This window comes from Kribbella sp. NPDC050470 (assembly GCF_044458365.1).
Classification (GTDB): Bacteria; Actinomycetota; Actinomycetes; order Propionibacteriales; family Kribbellaceae; genus Kribbella.
Genome location: NZ_JBITHV010000001.1, coordinates 242,609 through 262,034, shown reverse-complemented (window position 1 = coordinate 262,034; position 19,426 = coordinate 242,609). Strand labels below are relative to the sequence as shown.

General features: G+C 69.7%; 20 protein-coding genes. 12 read left to right on the top strand and 8 right to left on the bottom strand.

Annotated features, from left to right (window positions below):
- Positions 1 to 40: 40 nt before the first annotated feature.
- Positions 41 to 685 carry a hypothetical protein gene (locus ACIBGM_RS01195; protein ID WP_360515161.1) on the bottom strand — a complete coding sequence of 215 codons (645 nt, stop codon included), beginning with the start codon at positions 683 to 685 and terminating at the stop codon, positions 41 to 43.
- A 77-nt stretch (positions 686 to 762) separates the two neighbouring features.
- Here ACIBGM_RS01195 and ACIBGM_RS01190 point away from each other — a divergent pair, with 77 nt between their 5' ends.
- Positions 763 to 1,407: an alpha-ketoglutarate-dependent dioxygenase AlkB gene (locus ACIBGM_RS01190; protein WP_360515158.1), complete on the top strand. Its 645-nt coding sequence runs from the start codon at positions 763 to 765 to the stop codon at positions 1,405 to 1,407.
- Positions 1,408 to 1,528: 121 nt separating this feature from the next.
- On the opposite strand, the gene ACIBGM_RS01185 is transcribed toward ACIBGM_RS01190, so the two are convergent.
- Positions 1,529 to 2,020 (bottom strand): hypothetical protein, encoded by a 492-nt coding sequence (locus ACIBGM_RS01185; RefSeq protein WP_396384078.1) that lies wholly within the window; start codon positions 2,018 to 2,020, stop codon positions 1,529 to 1,531.
- 141 nt (positions 2,021 to 2,161) lie between these two features.
- On the opposite strand from ACIBGM_RS01185, the gene ACIBGM_RS01180 reads away from it, so the two are divergent.
- The 3 genes from ACIBGM_RS01180 (at position 2,162) to ACIBGM_RS01170 (ending at position 5,334) form a co-directional block, all read left to right on the top strand.
- Positions 2,162 to 3,478: an MFS transporter gene (locus ACIBGM_RS01180; RefSeq protein WP_396384077.1), complete on the top strand. Its 1,317-nt coding sequence runs from the start codon at positions 2,162 to 2,164 to the stop codon at positions 3,476 to 3,478.
- Positions 3,478 to 4,116, top strand: a complete 639-nt coding sequence (locus ACIBGM_RS01175; RefSeq protein ID WP_360515149.1) for a pyridoxamine 5'-phosphate oxidase family protein — start codon at positions 3,478 to 3,480, stop codon at positions 4,114 to 4,116. Before ACIBGM_RS01180 ends, ACIBGM_RS01175 begins: the two co-directional genes overlap by 1 nt.
- A 78-nt stretch (positions 4,117 to 4,194) precedes the next feature.
- On the top strand, positions 4,195 to 5,334 hold the full coding sequence (locus ACIBGM_RS01170) for a sensor histidine kinase (RefSeq protein ID WP_360515146.1): 1,140 nt from the start codon (positions 4,195 to 4,197) through the stop codon (positions 5,332 to 5,334).
- A gap of 61 nt (positions 5,335 to 5,395) precedes the next feature.
- On the opposite strand, the gene ACIBGM_RS01165 is transcribed toward ACIBGM_RS01170, so the two are convergent.
- The gene (locus ACIBGM_RS01165) at positions 5,396 to 6,619 is read right to left on the bottom strand and encodes an alpha-hydroxy acid oxidase (RefSeq protein ID WP_360515143.1); all 1,224 of its coding nucleotides are present in this window, start codon (positions 6,617 to 6,619) and stop codon (positions 5,396 to 5,398) included.
- 94 nt (positions 6,620 to 6,713) lie between these two features.
- On the opposite strand from ACIBGM_RS01165, the gene ACIBGM_RS01160 reads away from it, so the two are divergent.
- The gene (locus tag ACIBGM_RS01160) at positions 6,714 to 7,475 is read left to right on the top strand and encodes an FCD domain-containing protein (protein ID WP_360530560.1); all 762 of its coding nucleotides are present in this window, start codon (positions 6,714 to 6,716) and stop codon (positions 7,473 to 7,475) included.
- Here the strand turns inward: ACIBGM_RS01160 and ACIBGM_RS01155 are convergent.
- Positions 7,398 to 7,889, bottom strand: a complete 492-nt coding sequence (locus ACIBGM_RS01155) for a DUF6069 family protein (protein WP_360530557.1) — start codon at positions 7,887 to 7,889, stop codon at positions 7,398 to 7,400. The genes ACIBGM_RS01160 and ACIBGM_RS01155 overlap by 78 nt on opposite strands.
- Before the next feature lie 94 nt (positions 7,890 to 7,983).
- Between ACIBGM_RS01155 and ACIBGM_RS01150 the strand changes: the two genes are divergently transcribed.
- The 6 genes from ACIBGM_RS01150 to ACIBGM_RS01125 all read left to right on the top strand — a co-directional run bounded on the left by ACIBGM_RS01150 (position 7,984) and on the right by ACIBGM_RS01125 (position 12,745).
- Positions 7,984 to 9,138: a histidine kinase gene (locus ACIBGM_RS01150; RefSeq protein ID WP_360530554.1), complete on the top strand. Its 1,155-nt coding sequence runs from the start codon at positions 7,984 to 7,986 to the stop codon at positions 9,136 to 9,138.
- The gene (locus ACIBGM_RS01145; protein ID WP_360530548.1) at positions 9,135 to 9,782 is read left to right on the top strand and encodes a response regulator transcription factor; all 648 of its coding nucleotides are present in this window, start codon (positions 9,135 to 9,137) and stop codon (positions 9,780 to 9,782) included. Before ACIBGM_RS01150 ends, ACIBGM_RS01145 begins: the two co-directional genes overlap by 4 nt.
- 21 nt (positions 9,783 to 9,803) lie before the next feature.
- Entirely contained in the window at positions 9,804 to 10,469 is a 666-nt protein-coding gene (locus ACIBGM_RS01140; RefSeq protein ID WP_360530545.1) for a response regulator transcription factor, read from the top strand.
- A gap of 47 nt (positions 10,470 to 10,516) precedes the next feature.
- Entirely contained in the window at positions 10,517 to 10,936 is a 420-nt protein-coding gene (locus ACIBGM_RS01135; protein WP_360530542.1) for a hypothetical protein, read from the top strand.
- A 77-nt stretch (positions 10,937 to 11,013) separates the two neighbouring features.
- Entirely contained in the window at positions 11,014 to 11,910 is an 897-nt protein-coding gene (locus ACIBGM_RS01130) for an ABC transporter ATP-binding protein (RefSeq protein WP_396384076.1), read from the top strand.
- The gene (locus ACIBGM_RS01125) at positions 11,900 to 12,745 is read left to right on the top strand and encodes an ABC transporter permease subunit (RefSeq protein WP_396384075.1); all 846 of its coding nucleotides are present in this window, start codon (positions 11,900 to 11,902) and stop codon (positions 12,743 to 12,745) included. Before ACIBGM_RS01130 ends, ACIBGM_RS01125 begins: the two co-directional genes overlap by 11 nt.
- Here the strand turns inward: ACIBGM_RS01125 and ACIBGM_RS01120 are convergent.
- Positions 12,738 to 14,006 carry a glycoside hydrolase family 125 protein gene (locus tag ACIBGM_RS01120; protein WP_396384074.1) on the bottom strand — a complete coding sequence of 423 codons (1,269 nt, stop codon included), beginning with the start codon at positions 14,004 to 14,006 and terminating at the stop codon, positions 12,738 to 12,740. The genes ACIBGM_RS01125 and ACIBGM_RS01120 overlap by 8 nt on opposite strands.
- A gap of 104 nt (positions 14,007 to 14,110) precedes the next feature.
- Between ACIBGM_RS01120 and ACIBGM_RS01115 the strand changes: the two genes are divergently transcribed.
- The gene (locus ACIBGM_RS01115) at positions 14,111 to 15,307 is read left to right on the top strand and encodes a transposase (protein ID WP_360530530.1); all 1,197 of its coding nucleotides are present in this window, start codon (positions 14,111 to 14,113) and stop codon (positions 15,305 to 15,307) included.
- A gap of 36 nt (positions 15,308 to 15,343) precedes the next feature.
- On the opposite strand, the gene ACIBGM_RS01110 is transcribed toward ACIBGM_RS01115, so the two are convergent.
- From ACIBGM_RS01110 to ACIBGM_RS01100, 3 genes are read right to left on the bottom strand one after another with little or no spacing between them, the layout of a single operon-like run.
- Positions 15,344 to 16,600, bottom strand: coding sequence for an ROK family protein (locus ACIBGM_RS01110; RefSeq protein WP_396384073.1), 1,257 nt, complete (start codon positions 16,598 to 16,600; stop codon positions 15,344 to 15,346).
- Entirely contained in the window at positions 16,597 to 18,123 is a 1,527-nt protein-coding gene (locus ACIBGM_RS01105) for a hypothetical protein (protein WP_360530524.1), read from the bottom strand. Before ACIBGM_RS01105 ends, ACIBGM_RS01110 begins: the two co-directional genes overlap by 4 nt.
- Before the next feature lie 39 nt (positions 18,124 to 18,162).
- Positions 18,163 to 19,365: a cysteine desulfurase-like protein gene (locus ACIBGM_RS01100; protein WP_396384072.1), complete on the bottom strand. Its 1,203-nt coding sequence runs from the start codon at positions 19,363 to 19,365 to the stop codon at positions 18,163 to 18,165.
- Between the last annotated feature and the right edge of the window lie 61 nt (positions 19,366 to 19,426).

Genomic DNA, 19,426 nt, shown 5'->3' with positions numbered 1-19,426 from the left:
TACCGCAGTCTCGTGCATCCGCCGGGCCAACCGCCGGAGTTCACTCAGCAGCAGCGGGGAGCTCGGCGACCACGCGGCGATAGGCGCGGTGTGCGGGCACGAAGACGAGGACGGCATACGCCAACGCCGACAGCGCACCGACGACGGCCGTGACTGCACCGTTGGTCCCAGCGGTATCCGCCAGCACCGCGCCGAGACCGGCCGCGACGATGATGTTCACGGCGCCGGCGAACACGAAGGCGCTGGCGAGGAAGTGGGACACACCGCTGCGCCGCACCCCCATGTCGTAGGTCCGGTCGATGCCCGCCGGATCGTCCGTCCAGCCCGTCACCAGGTGCTCCTGGATGCCGGGGTCGAGCTCGAGGTACGCCGCCCGCAGCCGATTCATGCCGATGACGAGCATGAGGTCCTGCTGGCTGGCGTTGCGCACGCGCAGTGCAGTGAGGCTCCCGGTCACCAGCACCGACACCCCGAGCCAGGCCGCGAGGAGCCTGAACGATGAGTTCAGCCCGGAGACCTGCAGGGTGAGGGCGAGCACCACCAGCGAGGCCGAGGCGAACGTGAACTGGGCGCTGATCCGGCCCATCACCTCCGACCAGGTCTGGCTCCTGGTCGCGAGCAGGCTCCAGTGCTCGGTGGCGAGCAGCTGCGCCCGCACCGCCGGTCCAGGTGGATCCCCGGTCATACCGTCATGATGCGCGCCCGACTGGGCCTGGGAAAGCTAGGGGAACAGATGTTCGAGTTTCCGGTATGGTGGGTGTCATGGGTGCTGATCTGCAGGGCTCGTTGCTGGATGCGTTCGAGGATCCTGCGCTGGGTTCGCTCGACGGGATCCAGCGGACGGAGCTGGGGCGCGGCGCGTGGATCGACGTGCTGCCGCGGTGGCTGACCGGGGCGGATCAGGTGTACGAGCGGTTGGCCCGCGACGTGCCGTGGCAGGCGGAGCGACGGCAGATGTACGACCGGGTGGTCGACGTACCGCGCCTGCTGTGCTTCTACGGCGAGAACGAAGAGCTCCCGTTGCCGATCCTCGACGAAGCCCGCGATCGGCTCAGCGCGCACTACGCGGAGGAGCTCGGCGAGTCCTTCCGTACGGCGGGGTTGTGCTTCTACCGCGATGGCCGGGACAGCGTCGCCTGGCACGGCGACCGGATCGGCCGCGGTAACCACGAGGACACCATGGTCGCCATCCTCTCCGTCGGCGAACCCCGCGTCCTCGCCCTCCGCCCCCGCCCGGGCAACTCCGCCGGCCCGGTCGGCTCGACCGTCCGCTACCCGCTCGGCCACGGTGACCTGATCGTCATGGGCGGCTCCTGCCAACGCACCTGGGAACACGCCATCCCCAAAGCCACCGGCCACAAAGGCCCCCGCATCAGCATCCAGTACCGCCCCCACAACGTCCGCTGACCCCGCCAACCCCTGAATCCGTGGGACTGCGGGTGGGTGGTGCTGCGGGTGCGTAGAGCTGCGCGTGCGTGGAGCTGCGCGTGCGTGGCGCTGCGGGTGGGTGGAGGGGGTCGCGTGGTGGTCAGGCGGCTGTGGGGATGGGGAGTTGGGGTTGGTAGATGTGGTGGGGGGTGGCTATGTAGAAGCCGAGGAGGGGGACGGCGGTTGTTCGGCAGAGGTGGGTGGCGGCGTGGGCCCATTCGGTGTCGAGGTCGGGCCAGGTGTCGGGGCCGGGGCGGCCCAGGGCCAGGAGCAACGACGTGCCGGGGGCGGTGCGGACGGCGGGGATGATCGGGGTCAGGGCTGACGTACACATGGCGCCGGCGGCCAGGGGTGAGGTGGACGTGGTGCGGGCGGCCAGGGGTGAGGGAGCCGCGGGAGGTTGGCCGAACTCCGAGGGGAGGTCGACGGCGATGGCGGCTCGGTAGCGGGTGTTCTCGTCGCAGAGGATGACGGTGAAGGTGCCGCGGTGGCGGTCGCCGAGGCTGACCAGGAGGTCGACGACGTCGGCGGCGCGGGCGGGGTCGGAGAGTGGATGGTCCGTCCAGGTCTGGGGGAGGTCTTGGAAGCTCATGCCTACAAGATGCCGTCGTTTCACGCGCTGACCTGAGTTATCCACAGACCAAAGTGGCCCATCTGATGACCATCAAATTGGATCTGCCTGCTGGGCCGCTGCGCTCCTAGGCTCGGGTGTAACGAGCTGAGGGAGACCGAGATGAGCATCACGATGGAGCGCAGCAGGCGGAGCGGCGGCAAGGGTGTAGGGCGGGTGCGCCCGCCGGCTCACGTCGGGCGGGTCTTGCCGCCGGCGGGGGTCGCACGGGACCTGGCGATGGCGCAGTTGGCGAACTCGGTCGGCGACGGGGCGTTCATCGTCACGTCCGCGTTGTTCTTCACGCGGGTGGTCGGGCTGTCGACGGCGCAGGTCGGGCTTGGGCTGACGGTGGCCTGGCTGGTCGGCTTCCTGATGGGTGTGCCGCTCGGCAACCTCGCCGACCGCAAAGGCCCTCGCGGCGTCGCCGTCGTGCTCGCGCTCACCACAGCAGCCTCGGTCGCGGCGTTCCTCGTCGTACGAAGCTTCCCGCTCTTCCTGGTCGCCGCGATCGCTTACGCCAGCAGCCAAACCGGACTGACCGCAGCGCGCCAGGCACTACTGGCGGGCCTGGTCCAACCACAGGAGCGCACCCGCATCCGCGCCTTCCTCCAGTCCACGGTCAACGCCGGCCTCGCAGTAGGCGCCCTGCTCGGCGGCATCGCGCTCCACTACGACACTGCAGCGGCGTACCTGACCGTATTCGCCCTCGACGCCCTCAGCTTCCTGATCGCCGCACGCCTCGTCCACCGCGTCCCCAAGGTCAACGTCAGCACACGCGTCAAAGGCGAGCCGCGCCTCGCCGTCCTGCACGACCGCCCGTACGCCGTCCTCGCGCTGCTGAACGCGATCATGCTGCTCTTCATGCCGCTGCTCAGCCTGGTCGTCCCGCTGTGGATCGTCACCCGCACCGACGCACCGGACTGGGTCGTCGCCTCCCTCCTGATCGTCAACACGCTCCTGGTCACGCTCTTCCAGGTGAAAGCCGCCAAGAGCGTCAAGGACCTCCGCACAGCAACGAAGTCCGTCCGGTACGCCGGTGTCGCCATGCTGGCCGCGTGCGCGGTGTTCGCCATCTCTGCCGCGGAGATGAGCACCTGGACGGCGGCCGCCGTACTAATCGCCGGTGCCGCGCTGCTGACGCTCGGCGAGATGAAGCTGGCCTCCGGAGCGTGGGAGATCAGCTTCGGACTGGCCCCGGCCGACAAGCAGGGCCAGTACCAGGGCTTCTTCGGCACCGGTCCCGCGGTCGCCCGGATGCTCGGTCCGGCGATGCTCACGACCGTCGTGCTGGGGTGGGGCCCGATCGGCTGGATCGCTGTGGGCGCACTGTTCCTGGGGACCAGTTGCGCAACTGGTCCCGCCGTACGATGGGCCGCACGGACGAGGGCCGTCAACGAGGACGCCACGCCGTCGCTGGCAGAGGAGACCGCCGCCTGATGGAGATCCCCGGACTGGAAGAGATCACGACGTACGACGAGCTGCGCGAGATCGTCCCCACCCCGTTGGCAGCCGCGGCCGGCAAGACCCGCAAGGCGCTGCACGAGCTGGACCGGCAGTGGCTGGCCGCGTCGCCGTTCTGCCTGATCGCCACCTCGGCGGCCGACGGCAGCTGCGATGTCTCCCCCAAGGGCGACCCGGCCGGGTTCACCAAGATCTTCGACGACAGCACGATCGCCGTTCCGGAGCGCGCGGGCAACCGCCGGGTCGACGGCTTCACCAACATCCTCAGCAACCCGCACGTCGGCCTGATCTACTTCATCCCCGGCCGCGGTGACACGCTGCGGATCAACGGGCGGGCCCGGATCGTCCGGGAGGCGCCGTTCTTCGACGAGATGATCGTCCGCGGCAACCGTCCGCAGCTGGCGCTGCTGGTGGAGATCGAGGAGGTCTTCCACCACTGCTCGAAGTCGTTCCTGCGCTCGCAGCTGTGGAAGCCCGAGACCTGGAACCCCGACGCCATGCCGAGCCGCCCGCGGATCGCGAAGGCCCTGGAGCGGCAGAACGACGACCTGGCCGAGCTCGAGGAGTACTACGGCAAGGCGTACGAAGAGAAGATCTACAAGGTCAAGTACTGAACTACTCCGGCCGGAGCAGGCCCGGATACTCCGTGGCGACGATGACACCGACCGGGCCGACCTCTACGGTTTCGTAGTGTGACCACGACTGAGCCGACGACCGCGCCGACCTGGGCAGCCCAGGTACGGCGGATCGCGCTGCCTGCCGTGCTCAGCGTGTTCACCGTGGTCGGTTCGTTCGGCGCGGCCAACGGCCAGCCGGACCGCCGGCCCGGCGACTGGTTCATGGCGGTCCTGCTGCTGATCGGATCGGTGTCGCTGTACTGGCTCCGGCCCCGTCCCATCCCGGTGCTGTGGGCAACGGTCGTCTCGACCCTGGTCTACATGCTGATGCAGTACCCGTGGGGCCCGGTGATCTTCGCGTTCGTGATTGCCGTGTTCTCGGTGATCCGCCGCGGTCACCGCCTGGCCGGCTGGGTCGGCCTCGCCGCCCTGTACGTCGGCCACGTCGGCGGCCGGCTCATCCTCGGCATCAACCAGGACGGCATCTACCAGGTCCTCCTCGTCGGCACGTGTTTCGTCGTGCTCGGGATCGTCGCCGAGCTGGCCCGGGCCCAGCGGGACCGGGCGATCGCGGCAGACCGCACGCGCCGCGAGGCCGAGCTGCGGAAGGCCGGTGAGGAGCGGCTGCGGATCGCGCAGGAGCTGCACGACGTGGTCGCGCACCACATCTCACTGATCAACGTGCAGGCGTCGACGGCCCTGCACCTGGTCGACCGGCAGCCCGAGCAGGCCGGTCCCGCGCTCGCTGCGATCAAGGACGCCAGCAAGGAAGCTCTGGTGGAGCTGCGGTCGATCGTCGGCATCCTGCGGCAGTCGGACGAGTCTGCGCCCAGGCAGCCGGTTGCCGGGCTCGAGCGGCTCGATCACCTGGTCAGCCGCACGTCCCGCGCCGGCCTGGAGGTCCACACCATCGTCCACGGCGACCCACAGCCGTTGCCGACCGGCCTGGACCGCGCGGCGTTCCGGATCATCCAGGAGTCGCTCACTAACATCGTGCGGCACGCGAAGGCGAACTCCGCGACCGTCCGCATCCAGTACGGCGACGAAGCGCTCGTACTCCAGGTCGACGACGATGGCCAGTCCCTGGTCGGCCCGCCCAAGGAGGGCAACGGCATCATCGGAATGCGGGAACGCGCCACTGCCCTGGGCGGCACCCTCACCGCCGCCCGCACCTCCACCGGCGGCATGCGCATCACCGCCCACCTACCGCTGTAGGTCGTCCACAACGGCGACGTCGTACTGCGAACCGCTGTGGGCGAAGGCTCCCGCTTCCGGCTCACACTCCCGTTGCTGGAAGGCGGACGTGCGACGGGTTGAGGTCGGCGACCCGGGAGACGCCGAGCAGCGCCATCGTGCGGCGGACCTCCTTGGTGAGGATCTCGGCGGCCCGGGCCACGCCGCGCTGGCCGCCGGCCATCAGGCCGTACAGGTACGCGCGGCCGACCAGGCAGGCGTCCGCGCCCAAGGCGATCGACGCGACGATGTCCGCGCCCGACATGATGCCGGTGTCGAGGTAGATCTCGGCGTCGCTGCCGACCGCCTTGCGGACGTCCGGGAGGATGCGCAACGGTGTCGGCGCCCGGTCGAGCTGGCGGCCCCCGTGGTTGGACAGCACGATCGCGTCCGCGCCCGCGTCGACCACCCGACGGGCGTCGTCGACGGTCTGGATGCCCTTGACGATCAGCGGACCCGACCAGATCGAACGCAGCCAGTTCAGGTCGTCGATGGTCATCGTCGGGTCGAACAGCTTGTCCAGCAGCTCGGCGACCGTGCCGTCCCAGGTGGACAGTGACGCGAAGGTCAGCGGCCGTGTGGTCAGCAGGTTGGCCCACCAGGCCGGGTGCAGCGAAGCGTCCAGCACGGTCTTCGCGGTCAGCGACGGCGGGATGGTGAAGCCGTTGCGTACGTCGCGCAGCCGGGCGCCCGCCACCGGTACATCGACCGTCAGCATCAGCGCCTCGTACCCGGCGGCGGCCGACCGCTTCAGCAGGTCCTCGCCGGCGTCGCGGTCCTTCCACACGTACAACTGGAACCATTTGCGCGCGTCCGGAGCGGCTGCGGCGACGTCCTCGATCGACGTCGTACCCATCGTGGACAACGCGTACGGGATGCCGATCTGCTCGGCGACCTTGACGACCGCGCTCTCGCCCTCGTGGTTCATCATCCGGGTGAAGCCGGTCGGCGCGAACGCGAACGGCAGCTCCGAGCGGCCGCCGAGGATCGACGTGCCCAGGTCGAGGTCGGACACGTCGCGCAGGATCGACGGCTGCAGCTCCATCTCGCTGAACAGCCGTCGGGCGCGCTGCAGGCTGATCTCCGCCTCGGCCGCGCCGTCGGTGTAGTCGAACACCGACCGCGGCGTCCGGCGCTTGGCGATCGCCCGCAGGTCGTGGATCGTGAGCGCCTTCTCCAGCCGGCGGTCGGTCGGGTTCACCGTGACCGGCTTCGGCCGCAGCAGCGGCTTGAGCTCGGACCATTTGGGGAGCTGTCGGTCGGTCATCACTACTCCGGCGGAGGGGGAATCCTGTGGTCGGACCACAGCATAGCCTGTGGTCCGACCACACAGGTAGAGTCGTCCACATGGGGAACGCCGGGTGAAGAACTACGAGTTGGTGCTGCATCGGGTCGAGGCCGAGCTGGCGGCGGGACGGCTGCGGATCGGCGAGCGGCTGCCCGGTGAGCGGGTGCTGGCCGAGCAGCTGGGGATCAGCCGGCCGTCGGTGCGCGAGGCGGTCCGGGTGCTGGAGGCGATGGGGGTGGTCCGGACGGCGACCGGGTCCGGGCCGGAGGCCGGTGCGGTGATCGTGGCGGAGCCGGTGTCGCCGCTGACCGCCGTACTGCGGTTGCACCTGGCAACCAATCACCTGCCGATGGCCGACGTGGTCCAGACCCGCATCCTGCTGGAGTCGTGGGCCGCCCGGGAGGCCGCTGGGCGGCAGGCCGCGGCCGGAGAGCTCAAGCTCGCCGAGGATTTGCTCGATCAGATGGACACCGAGGGCCTGTCGCCGGAGGAGTTTCACCTGCTCGACGCCGAGTTCCACGTGGCGTTGTCAGGGCTGGCGGGGAACGTGCTGATCGCGGCCGTGATGGCCTCGTTGCGGTCGGCGATCCACGGGTACGTGCTGGCCGCCGTACCCAATCTGCCGGACTGGGAGGCGACCGCGGTCGGGCTGCGGGCCGAGCACCGGGCGATCCTGAAGGCAATCCGGGCCGGTGAGCAGGGCGCCGCCGCCGACCTGGTCACGGCCCACATCAAGAACTTCTACGAAGCCGCCGCCCTAGCACCGTTCGGCGGCGGAGAGAGCCGTACGGCGCAGGCCGGCGATGACGGTGGCGCCGACGACGAGGTGCAGTGAGGCGAGGCCGAGCTTCGCGCCGACGCCGATGCCGCTGGACAGCGGGCTGCCGAGCGAGGTGAGGCAGGCGATCACCGCAACGACGGTCCAGACCTTGCGGGCGTTGAGCGTACGGCGTTCCAGGATCGCCAGCAGACCCCAGCCGGCGAAGGCCATCGCGGCCGAGGCGAAGAAGACCGAGCCGGCGCCGACCTGGATCCGAGAGCCCTGCTGAGCCTCGAGCTCGATCCCGGCGACCGGCGCCAGCAGCGCCCACACGGTGAGGGCGGCGACGACGGTGCTGCCGACGACGGCCAGCCGGCTGCGGCCTTCGACCCGGACGGGGGCGATTGTCGAGGTGGTCGACATGGTGGTTACCTCCCAGATGCGGTTGTTGTGGGCACCAAGGTGGTCGAGGGCCGCGTCCGGCGGCATCGGTCGCGAGGCTGGACCACCTCCACCCGAAGTGATCCAGGCATCGACTTTGGTCGGTGGTTGCCGGCCGCGGCCGCCGCCTAGTCTCAGCGGCGTGGAGGAAACCATCGAGGACAGCTGTCCGCGGCCGCGGCGCAGTGTGTGGGCAGACGTCAGTGCGGTGAGCGTCATCGGGATCCTGGTCGGGATGACGATCGTCGGGCGGATGTCGGACCCGGCCGAGCGCAAGTGGCTCGTGCTCGACCTGGTCGTCGGGATCGTCGCGACCGGGCTGATCCTCGCCTTGAAACGCCGCCCGCTCGGGGGTGCGTACGTGCTGGCCGCGCTGGCCGCCCTCTCCCCTGCGGCGACGCCACCTTCGACCGTCGGCACGTTGACCGTGGCGCAGCGCCGTCCGTTGCGCACGGCCGTCCTCGTCGCCGTCGCCGGCATCGTGGGGCACCTGATTCAAGGACTCTGGCGGCCGATCGGCAACCTCCCCTTCGGCTGGTTCGCCGTCCTCGACGTCGCCGTCCACGCCGCGCTGCTCGGCTGGGGACAGTGGAACCAGGCCCGGCATCAGGTGCTCCAGTCGCTCCGGGAGCGGGCACGCAAGGCCGAGGCCGAGCAGGGTCGCCGGGTCGCCGAGGCGCGGGCCCTCGAACGGACCAGGATGGCGCGTGAGATGCACGACGTACTCGCGCATCGGCTCTCACTGCTCGCGACGTACGCCGGTGCGCTCGAGTACCGGCCGGATTCGTCACCGGAGAAGCTGGCCAAGGCGGCCGGGGTGATTCGGACCGGGGTGCACCAGGCGCTCGACGAGTTGCGCGAGGTGATCAACGTGCTGCGGGACGAGGAGGTGTACGAAGGGCGGCCGCAGCCGACGTTCCAGGACCTCACGGCACTGGTCGCGGAGTCTCGGGAAGCGGGTACGACGATCGCGTACGACGAGCACGTCGCCGACGCCACGACGTTGCCCCCGGCAACCGGACGGACTGCTTACCGGATCGTGCAGGAAGGACTCACGAACGCCCGCAAGCACGCGGCCGGGCACCCGGTGACGCTCACTGTGACCGGTCAGCCGGGTGACGGGTTGCAGATCGCGCTGAGCAACCCCGGGTCGAACGGCGTCGCACTCACGCCTGGTAGTGGCACCGGCCTGGTCGGGCTGACCGAGCGCGTCCAGCTCGCGGGCGGCACGCTGGACCACAGCCGACTCCCCGATGGCGGCTTCCGGCTCGAGGCCTCGCTACCGTGGCCGCTATGAGCATTCGTGTCTTGGTGGTGGACGACGATGCGCTGGTCCGCGCGAGCCTGGAGATGATGCTCGACGGGGCGCACGGGATCGCGGTCGTCGCCCAGGCCGCGGACGGTGACGAGGTCCCGGCCGCGGTGGACGCCCACTTTCCGGACGTCGTGCTGATGGATCTGCGGATGCCGCGGGTCGACGGGATCGTCGCGACCCGGCGGGTGCGGGCGCGCACGAATCCGCCGGAGGTCGTCGTACTGACCACCTTCGACACCGATGAGAACGTGCTGCACGCGCTGCGTGCCGGGGCGAGTGGGTTCCTGCTGAAGGACACGCCGCCGGCTCAGATCGTCGACGCCGTACGGCGGGTCGCCGCCGGGGACCCGATCCTGTCGCCGGGGATCACCCGGCGGCTGATGGACCGCGCCGCGACCCAGGCGGACGCGCACACGATCGCGCAGGACGCGCTCGAGCGCCTGTCACCGCGCGAGTACGACGTGGTGCTGGCGGTCGCTCAGGGCAAGTCGAACGCGCAGATCAGCTCCGAGCTGTACATGAGCGTGGCGACGGTGAAGGCGCACATCTCCCACATCCTCACCAAGCTGGAGCTCGGGAACCGGACCCAGATCGCGTTGCTCGCTCACGATGCGGGTTTGGCCTGAGAATGGCTTAGGTTGGGCGGCATGATTCGGGTGTTGCTGGCGGATGACCAGGCGTTGGTGCGGGCCGGGTTCCGGTCGCTGCTGAACGCCGAGGACGACATCACCGTGATCGGCGAGGTGTCGGACGGGGCCGAGGCGGTCGCGGTGGCGCGGGCGGAGAAGCCGGACGTCGTGCTGATGGACATCCGGATGCCCGGCACCGACGGCCTGGAGGCGACCCGGCAGATCGGCGCCGACGAGGCGCTGGCCGACGTCCACGTGGTGATCCTGACGACGTTCGACCTGGACGAGTACGTGTTCGAGGCGCTGCGGGTCGGGGCCAGTGGGTTCCTGGTGAAGGACACCGAGCCGGTCGAGCTGCTCCAGGCTGTGCGGGTGGTCGCGCGTGGTGACGCGCTCCTGTCCCCTGGGGTCACCCGGCGGCTGGTCGCGGAGTTCGCCACCCGGAGCCGGCAGCCGCACGCCAGCAAGGAGCTCGACGTCCTCACCGACCGCGAGAAGGAGATCGTCGCGCTGGTCGGCGAGGGTCTCTCGAACGACGAGATCGCCGAACGCCTGGTCCTCAGCCCAGCCACCGCCAAGACCCACGTCAGCCGGGCCATGATCAAGCTCGGCGTCCGCGACCGCGCCCAACTGGTAGTAGTCGCCTACCAAACCGGCCTCGTCCGCCCCGGCTGGCTCGGCTGACCGTCAAGGCTTGACCTTCGACCCACCTGAAGCCCGAGCCTGAGCCCATGAAGTTCCTGGAGCAGATCACCGCAGCCGTCGCGGCCGGCGACCGTGAGACCACCCGGACGCAGCTCAGCGCGCTGTGGGAGCAAGCGGCCGACGATTCGCAGTCCCGCTGCGTGATCGCACATTTCCTGGCCGATGTGCAGGACGAAACGGCGGATGAACTGGCCTGGGACCTCCGTGCGCTGGAGCTTGCGGAGGACGAGCACTGGTTGCCTTCGCTGCATCTGAGCCTCGCGGACGACTACCGCCGGTTGGGTGACACCAGCAGGGCTGGAGAGCACTTGAGTGCGGCTCGGGACCGGCTGGGGCTGTTGGGTGATGATGCGTACGGCGACGTGATCCGCGGTGGTGTGGACCATGTGGCGGCTGCGCTTGCCGCGGGGAGCACAGGTCGGCTGGAGACCAATCCGAGCAGCTGAGTACTCCACCGGGGGTAGCTGCGGTCACTCCCGTCAGCCGACGCGGCGGACCACCTCGGACCGGCAGTCTCGAGGGTATGGATGCACTAGTTGAGGTCAGTGGGCTGACGAAACGGTACGGCGACACCCTGGCTGTCGATGGGGTCGATCTGACTGTTCTTCCTGGCGAGGTCTACGGGTTCCTCGGGCCGAACGGCGCCGGGAAGACGACCACGTTACGGATTCTCACCGGGCTGATCGCGCCGACGAGTGGTGACGTGCGGGTGCTCGGCGGTGCACCGGGGCAGCCCGACGTCCTCGGACGGACCGGATCGATGATCGAGTCGCCGGCGTTCTACCCGTACCTGTCCGGACTGGACAACCTGCGGCTGCTGGCCGAGTACGCCGCGGTGCCACGCCGGAAGATCGACGAGGTGCTGGAGCTCGTCGACCTGACCGACCGGGCCCGGGATCGCTTCTCGACGTACTCCCTGGGGATGAAGCAACGCCTCGGCGTCGCCGCGGCGCTGTTGAAGGATCCCGAGCTGGTGATCCTGGACGAGCCGACCAACGGGCTCGACCCCGCCGGGATGCGGGACATGCGCCGGCTGATCCGCGAGCTCGGCTCCGGCGGCCGGACCGTGCTGCTGTCGAGCCACCTGCTCGGCGAGGTGCAGCAGATCTGCGACCGGGTCGGGATCATCAACTCCGGCCGGATGGTTGCCGAGCACAACGTCGAGGAGCTGCGCGGCGAGCAGGAACTCGTCATCCGCGCCAGCCCACGAGACCAGGCGCAGTCGGTCCTGGCCGGCTTCGGCGCCGTGCACCAGTACGACGACACGCTCCGGGTGCAGGTGGATCCGCAGCGCGCGGCCGAGGTGAACCGGGTGCTCGTGGAGGCCGGCATCGAGGTGTCCGAGCTGCGCAGCACCGAACGCGCTCTCGAGGACGTGTTCTTCGAGCTCACGACGGAGGAGAAGGCCGATGTTGGGTAGCTACCGCGCGGAACTGCTGAAGCTCCGCAAGCGTTCGGCGGTCTGGGTGCTGTTCGGCGCCGGACTCGTACTGAGCCTGATCTTCGGCTACCTACTGCCCTACCTGGGCTACGCGACCGGAGACGAGAATCCGCAGACCGACGGGGTGCCGCGCAGCGAGATCCTGCGCGGGATGCTGCCGGAACGGATCATGGACAACACCATCGGCGGCTACCCGATCTTCGCCGGCGCGCTCGCGCTGGTGCTCGGCGCGATCGTGGTCGGCGGCGAGTACGCCTGGGGCACGCTGAAGACGATCCTCACCCAGCGCCCGGGCCGCGGCGCCGTACTGGTCTCGCAGTTCCTCGCGCTCGCGACCATGATCGCGATCTGGGTGCTGGGCATCTTCGCCGGCTGCGCACTGTGCAGCATCGGGATCGCGGCCGCGGAGAACGGCTCGACGGACTGGCCTGCTGCGACGGCAATCCTCGAAGGACTTGCCGGTGGCTGGCTGGTGCTGATGATGTGGTGCCTCGCCGGCGCCGTCCTGGCCGTTGCCTTCCGCAACGTTGCGCTGCCGATCGGGCTCGGCGTGGTCTGGATCCTCGGCATCGAGACGTTGCTGGCCGGCGTCGTGAGCAGCCTGCTTCCGAGCTTGGACTGGCTCGCCAACGCGCTGCCCGGCAGCAACGCCGGCTCACTCGTGTTCAGCGTGACGGGAATGGCGGCCGCCGACGCACCGCCTGGGGTGCGCGATGCGGTCGGCGGCGGACGCGCCCTGGTGACCCTGCTGGCCTACTGCACGGTCTTCGCCGTACTGGCCGCCTGGACGACCCGCCGCCGCGATGTCACCTGATCCCGGCGTGCACCAGCGCGAGCTCGCAGAACATCGCGTTCGCCCAGGAGAACCACTCGCGGGTGTACTGCGACGGGTCGTCGACGTCGAACCCCTCGTGCATCTGGCCGGTGCCGCCGGTCGTGTCCCGGAGGAGCTCCAGCAGCCGCTGGCGCTCCTCCGCCGACGTGCTGGAGATTCCCTGCACGGCCAAGGCGATGTGCCAGATGTAGTTCGGCGGTGTGTGCGGGCTGCCGATGCCGGCCGCGTGTGTGCCGCTGTAGTAGTACGGGTTCTCCGGGCTGAGCAGGAGGTTGCGTGTGGCGAGGTAGGTCGGGTCGTCGGCGGCGGCGTACCCGGTCAGCGGGATCGACAGCAGGCTCGGCATGTTGGCGTCGTCCATCAGCAGCGACTCGCCCAGCCCGTCCACCTCGTAGGCGTAGACCCGGCCGTGCTCGGGGTGGTCGACCGTGCCGTGCTGCGCGATCCCGTCGTCGATGTCCGCCTTCAGCGCCTTGGCCCGGTCCGCCAGCGGCCCGTCGCGGAGCACCTCGGTCGCGATCTCCTCCAGGTAACCGAGAACCACCGACGCGAACATGTTGCCGGGCACGTTGAACCCGAGCTCGGTCGCGTCGTCACTCGGCCGGAACGCGCTCCACGACATCCCGGTCGGCCGGGTCAGCCGGCCGCGGCCCTCCCGGACCAGCGTGTCGGACGGCCGGTCGTCGTGCCGCTGGAACCGGTACGACGACCTGTTCTCGTGGTCCTGCTCGACCGTCCAGAGCTCGATGATCGCCTTGGCCGCGGCGGTGAACCGCTGGTCGATCACGTCGGCCCGGCCGGTGGCCCGCCAGAGCCGGTAGGCCAGCTCGAGCGGGAAGCACAGCGAGTCGATCTCGTACTTGCGCTCCCAGACCCACGGCGACATCTCGGTCTCGTCGGTCGTGTGCCCGGCCCCGTTCGCCTCCTTGTTGAAGGCGTTCGCGTACGGGTCCAGGACGACGTACTCGAGTTGCCGGTGCAGGACACCGATCAGCACGTCCTGCAGCCCCGGGTCGTCCGCGCACAGCAGCAGGTACGGCCGGAGCTGGGCCGCCGAGTCACGCAACCACATCGCCGGGATGTCACCGGTCAGCACGAACGTCGTCCCGTCCGCCAGCCGCTCCGCCACCGCCGCCAGGTTCTCCGCCATCGACCGCCGGAACATCTCCGCGATCACCCCGTCCCCGGTCGCCCGGCGAACCTCGGCGGTGGCGCGCTCCAGCACCTCGGCATCGATCATCAGATTGGTCGCGAGTAATCCCCGTCGTGCAAGACGGATAGGAACCGCGACTCCCTCCCTTCGGAGATCGGGGACTGTCGGTCCCGGCTGATTGGGTATGTGGCATGTCTCGGTTCCGGATGTACCCGACGGTCGCGCAGCAAGCAGCGCTGTTGCGGCATTGCAGCCACGCCCGGTACGTGTGGAACCTGGCGCTTGAGCAATGGTCGATGTGGACTCGAGACAAAGGCATGACGCCGAGCTTCGCTGGCCAGTGTCGGCAACTGACCGAGGCACGAGCCGCGTTCGGCTGGCTTCGGACCGGATCGCAGACTGTACAACAGCAAGCGCTGCGGGACTTCGACCAGGCCGTCAAGAATTTCTTCACTGGAACCCACCGGCGACCGACCTGGCGCAAAGCCGGGCGGCACGAAGGGTTCCGCATCGTTGGCCGCCAAGCCTCCCGCGTCATCAAGCTGAACCGGAAATGGGCCAAGGTCAACGTGCCCAAGGTCGGCTGGGTCCGGTTCCGGCTGTCCCGAGCCGCTCCCGACGCCAAGTCCTATCGGGTCACTCAAGACCGAGCCGGCCGGTGGCACCTCGCGTTCGCCGTCATCCCGACGCCCATCCCGGCCCCCGGAACCGGTGCGGTCGTCGGCGTGGACCGTGGCGTCACCGTCTCGGCCGCCCTGTCCACTGGTGAACTCCTGTCGTGCCCAGGACTGACCGAACGTGAGCAGGCACGACTGAAGCACCTGCAACGCCGTCTGGTCCGCGCGGGTCGCGGCTCCAACCGGCGCCGCCGGGTAAAGGCGGCAATCGCCAAGCTCCTGACTCGTGCCGCCGACCGGCGCAAGAACTGGATCGAGAAGACCAGCACAGACCTCGCCCGCCGCTTCGACCTCATCCGCCTCGAGGACCTGCGCATCGCCAAGATGACCCGGCGAACCAGGCCCAAACCCGACCCCGAACGACCCGGTGGGTTTCTGCCGAACCATCGCCGTGCCAAGGCCGGACTCAACCGGGGCATCCTCACCAGCGGCTGGGGACGGCTCGCTCAGCGCCTCGAGCACAAGGCGCCGGGACGTGTCGAGAGAGTCAATCCTGCGTACACGTCGCAGACCTGCAGCGTCTGCCGGCACTGCGCACCGGGAAACCGAGAGAGCCAATCGGTGTTCCGGTGCGTAGCCTGCGGGCATCAGGCGAACGCGGACGTGAACGCGGCAGTCAACATGGCGGCCGGACGGGCCGTGAGCGCACGCCGAGAGACGCCAGTACGGGTCGCGCCGAAGCGTGAACCTCAACTCGCTACCTCCGCGTAGTGGTTGGAATCCCCGCCACCCAAGACGGGGAGGACGTCAACTTTCAGCAACAAGCTCGCCGGGGAGCACGGAGGGGTTCGGGGAGAAGGTCTGGTCGAGGACGAGACTGGCGGCGCCGATGGCCCCGACGTCGGCGCCGAGGGCGGTGCCGGCGACCTCGAAGGGATGCACCGAGCGGACCAGGAAGCGTTCCTTCAGGGCCTCCTGGACGGCGTCGCCGAAGAACGGGGCGAGTTGTTCCCAGTGCGGGCCGCCGAAGACGACCCGGTCCAGGTCGAGCAGGTTCGCGATGTCCTCGACCACTTTCGCGACCCGCTCGGCGAGTGCGGCAACGATCTCACGCCCCACGCCGGGGCCTGCCGCGGCCACCGCGCAGAGCTCGGCGAACGCGGCGTCGACCGCCTGCCGGTCGTCAAGATCGATGCCTTGGGCAAGTACACCGGCCTGGGCCGCCTGCTGCACCAGGTACCGCGGCTGGCTGGTCTCGCCGACGCAGCCGCGCCGGCCGCAGTAGCAGAGCGGGCCGTCCGGGTCGACGATCACGTGGCCGATCTCGCCGACGTTACTCGACGAGCCGCGGACCACCTCGTCGCGGATCACCAGCCCGGCGCCGATCCCGGTGCCGAGGTAGAAGAACACGAAGCTGCCGGAGCCGCCGGCCCACTTCTCCGCCGACGCCGCGGCGGTCACATCCTTGTCCAGCAGGACCGGCAGCCCGGTCCGCTCGCGCAGCTCGTCCCGCAACGGCACGAGATGCCACGCGGCCAGATTCGGCGGCTCGACGACCACACCACGCTCGACGTCGATCGGTCCAGGCGCCGCGATCCCGACGCCGACCACCCGATCCCGCGGCGCACCCGCGGAGTCGATCACGTCCTCGATCGTCGCCGCGATCCGGTCGATCAGCACGGCGGGATCGTCGGCGTACGGCGTACCGACGCTGCGTCGCGCGACCACGTCACCGGTCAGGTCGAGCACTACGACGGTGACGACCGCCGGATCCAGGTGCACGCCGACGGCGTACTGACCGGACGGTTCGAGCTCGAGCAGCGTCCGCGGTTTGCCGAGTCCCGCGCTCTTCTGCCGGCCCGCCTCACGGACCAGCCCGGCGTCCAGCAACCGGCGGATGATGTTGGAGATCGCCTGCCCGGACAGGCCGGTCACCTCGGCCAGCTCCACCCGGCTCAGCTGCTCGGTACGGCGAATCGCGTCCAGCACCACGGCGTCGTTGAACCCGCCGACCCGATCCAGATTGGTCCCCCGGCGTACGGCCACCAAACCCCCAGCTGTCACGGTGAAACCGGATCCGCGCCCCACGGACGAACCCAGTCGTAGTGGATCGTCTCCGCACCGCTTCGCCACGAGCCCGGCGTCGTGCTCACCAGCCAGTCCACCGGCTCGATCCCGGACGGGTCACCACCACTGAGCGCCAACCGTATACCTTCGCTCAGCGCCCGGTCCGACTGCTCCGTCCGCGCAGCCGGATCGACCGAGACGAACAGCGCCGTACCCGAGCGGGCGACCAGGTCGAGGAACCGCTGGTTCAGCTCCCACGGGGTCTGCGGAGTGCACGGCACACAGTCGGCGTCGACGCTGAAGAACCGGTTGTGCTGCGGCAGCCGGAACGCGAGCGTGTTCACACCCATCTTCCGCGTCCGTTCCCAGTCGCGACCCGACGTGTCGTCACCGGTCCGCTGTACGTCGACCAGCCCGGCCGCGAGGTGGCCGATCGTGTTGCACCCGATCAGTACGACGTCGTCCGCGGCCGACCGGATCTCGCGGTAGAGCGCCAGCACGATCTCGGCCGACGTCCGGGTTGTGTCGTGGAACGGTCGGGCGTCGGTCATCCCGGAGACCATCGTCGGTCCCCAGCGGCCGAAGGTGTCGAACGTGCTGAAGTCGTGCTTCACCAGCTCGAAACCCCAGTCCTTGAACCGCTGCAGGTCTGTGCGGACGAGGTCGAGCACCGCCGGGTCGGACGGATCCAATGCGCGCGATTGGGCGAGCAGCGGACGAAACCACACGCCGGGACGGGCGCCGATCGCCTTGATGGCCGCTGCTGTGCCGGCAATGTCGTCGAACACTCCGGGCGTGCCCATGTCCCACGGTCCACCGGTTCCGATGCCGCCCGGATACCAGCCGTCGTCGATGACGCTGAAGGGCTTGACCGGGTGACCGTCCGCGAGCTCGACGACAGTGGCCGCGTCCTGGAGGACGGCCTTCTCGTCGAAGTTCTCGCCGTACGCGTAGTACCAGTTGTTCGCCCCGACCACCGGCGCGGGCTCAGGTCGCGCCGGTAGTCGGGAACTCATGGCGGCGACCGCTGCGTGCAGGGTCAGCCAGGGGGTGCCGGCGTCCTCGAACCGACGGACGGTGGCTGCAGTGAGGGTCCGGCCGTTCAGGTCGGTCGGGCCGCTGCCGTTGCGGAGGTCGAGCCAGAGCGTGAAGCCGGCGGCGTCGACGGTCCACGAGCAGAACGCGTTCGGCTGCACGACCACGCCGGCGCCGGTGGTCCGGCCGGTGGTCGCGTCGTGGCTGAGGAAGTACCACGGCAGCTGGCGCTCTGGTTGCTGGTGACGCCACTGCAGGTCGCCGTACGAGCGTTCCCAGGCGTCGCCGAGGATCAGCGACCCGGCGGGCAACGCGTCGGACCAGCGGATCGCGATCCGCGAGATCGTCTGCGCGCTGACCTCGACGGCGCCGTCGGACCAGGTCACCTCAACGCCTGCGACCGACCAGGTGGCGCCGTTGCGGACAGCTGTGGTCAGGGTGTCCGAGGGGCCGACCTGGACGAAGACCGCACTCGGTTCGCTCACCTGACTCCCTCGCGGACGGAATTTCCCCACGGACTTTAGTTAGTGGTCAGAAGAACCGTCAAGCCTCTCCAGGGCGGCGACGAGACGGTCCACGTCCGAGTGGTCCGTGTACGGCGCGAGGCCGACGCGGACCGCTCCGGCGGCGCCCAGACCGAGGTGACGAGCGGGCTCGTACGCGTAAAACGAACCGGCCGGCGCGTTCACCTTCGCCGCCGCCAACCGCTCGGCCACGGCCGCGGGCGTCCAGCCGTCCACAGTGAACAACAGAGTCGGCGTACGGCGTGCCGCGTGGCCGTAGAGCTTGATGCCAGGGATCGCCGCCAGCCGGGCCTCCAGCTCGTCCCGAAGGTTGTCTTCGTACTCCTCGACGAGCGCCAGCGAGCTCTGCAGACGCTCGCGCCGCGTCGCGCCGGCACCGCCGAGCCCGGCCAGGAAGTCCACGGCCGCGGTGGTCCCGGCGAGCAGTTCGTACGGCAGCGTGCCCAGCTCGAAGCGCTCCGGTACGACGTCCGTCGACGGCGCCAGCTTGTCCGGATGCAGCGTCTCGAGCAGCTCCGTCGACGCGGTCAGCGCCCCGAGATGCGGCCCGAAGAACTTGTACGGCGAGCAGACGTAGAAGTCGGCGTACGACGCGTCGACCGGCACGTGCGCGGTCAGGTGAACGCCGTCGACGTACAGCAGCGCCCCGGCCTGATGGACGAGGTCGGCGATCCGGACGGTGTCCGGGCGGGTGCCGAGCAGGTTGGACGCGCCGGTGACCGCGACCAAGCGCGTGCGGTCGTTGAGCAGCGGCGTGATGTCGTCGAGCTCGGACGTCACGGTGTCGAAGCCGAGCCAGCGGACCGTCGCGCCGACCGCCTCCGCGGCCTGGACCCAGGGGCGGACGTTCGCGTCGTGGTCGAGCTTCGTGACGACGACCTCGTCACCGGGCTGCCAGGTCTTGGCGAGCGTCCGGGAGAAGTCGTAGGTCAGCTGAGTCATGCTGCGGCCGAACACGATGCCGCGTGGGTCGGTGCCGAGCAGGTCGGCGACCGCCTCCCGCGCACCGACGACGATCTCGTCGGCGCGGCGCTCGGCGGCGGTCAGCGTGCCGCGGTTGGCGACCGCGGAGGTCATCGTGGTGGCGACCGCGTCTGCGACCACCTGCGGGGTCTGCGAGCCGCCGGGACCGTCGAAGTGCGCGGCCCCTTCGTCGAGGGCGGGGAACTGCTTCCGGACAGCAACGACATCGAAGACACCCATGACGGTCATCCTCTCCCCCGCGCCACCCCGACGACCAGCGGTTGTCCATTTCCGCCGGGGG

What these genes read in the sequence shown, in the direction of transcription:
- ACIBGM_RS01100 (WP_396384072.1), bottom strand. Translation starts at nt 19,365, where the DNA reads ATGGGTGTCTTCGATGTCGTTGCTGTCCGGAAGCAGTTCCCCGCCCTC.
- ACIBGM_RS01120 (WP_396384074.1), bottom strand. Translation starts at nt 14,006, where the DNA reads ATGATCGATGCCGAGGTGCTGGAGCGCGCCACCGCCGAGGTTCGCCGG.
- ACIBGM_RS01180 (WP_396384077.1), top strand. Translation starts at nt 2,162, where the DNA reads ATGAGCATCACGATGGAGCGCAGCAGGCGGAGCGGCGGCAAGGGTGTA.
- ACIBGM_RS01175 (WP_360515149.1), top strand. Translation starts at nt 3,478, where the DNA reads ATGGAGATCCCCGGACTGGAAGAGATCACGACGTACGACGAGCTGCGC.
- ACIBGM_RS01155 (WP_360530557.1), bottom strand. Translation starts at nt 7,889, where the DNA reads ATGCCGCCGGACGCGGCCCTCGACCACCTTGGTGCCCACAACAACCGC.
- ACIBGM_RS01195 (WP_360515161.1), bottom strand. Translation starts at nt 685, where the DNA reads ATGACCGGGGATCCACCTGGACCGGCGGTGCGGGCGCAGCTGCTCGCC.
- ACIBGM_RS01130 (WP_396384076.1), top strand. Translation starts at nt 11,014, where the DNA reads ATGGATGCACTAGTTGAGGTCAGTGGGCTGACGAAACGGTACGGCGAC.
- ACIBGM_RS01135 (WP_360530542.1), top strand. Translation starts at nt 10,517, where the DNA reads ATGAAGTTCCTGGAGCAGATCACCGCAGCCGTCGCGGCCGGCGACCGT.
- ACIBGM_RS01185 (WP_396384078.1), bottom strand. Translation starts at nt 2,020, where the DNA reads ATGAGCTTCCAAGACCTCCCCCAGACCTGGACGGACCATCCACTCTCC.
- ACIBGM_RS01115 (WP_360530530.1), top strand. Translation starts at nt 14,111, where the DNA reads ATGTCTCGGTTCCGGATGTACCCGACGGTCGCGCAGCAAGCAGCGCTG.
- ACIBGM_RS01145 (WP_360530548.1), top strand. Translation starts at nt 9,135, where the DNA reads ATGAGCATTCGTGTCTTGGTGGTGGACGACGATGCGCTGGTCCGCGCG.
- ACIBGM_RS01125 (WP_396384075.1), top strand. Translation starts at nt 11,900, where the DNA reads ATGTTGGGTAGCTACCGCGCGGAACTGCTGAAGCTCCGCAAGCGTTCG.
- ACIBGM_RS01165 (WP_360515143.1), bottom strand. Translation starts at nt 6,619, where the DNA reads ATGACCGACCGACAGCTCCCCAAATGGTCCGAGCTCAAGCCGCTGCTG.
- ACIBGM_RS01140 (WP_360530545.1), top strand. Translation starts at nt 9,804, where the DNA reads ATGATTCGGGTGTTGCTGGCGGATGACCAGGCGTTGGTGCGGGCCGGG.
- ACIBGM_RS01190 (WP_360515158.1), top strand. Translation starts at nt 763, where the DNA reads ATGGGTGCTGATCTGCAGGGCTCGTTGCTGGATGCGTTCGAGGATCCT.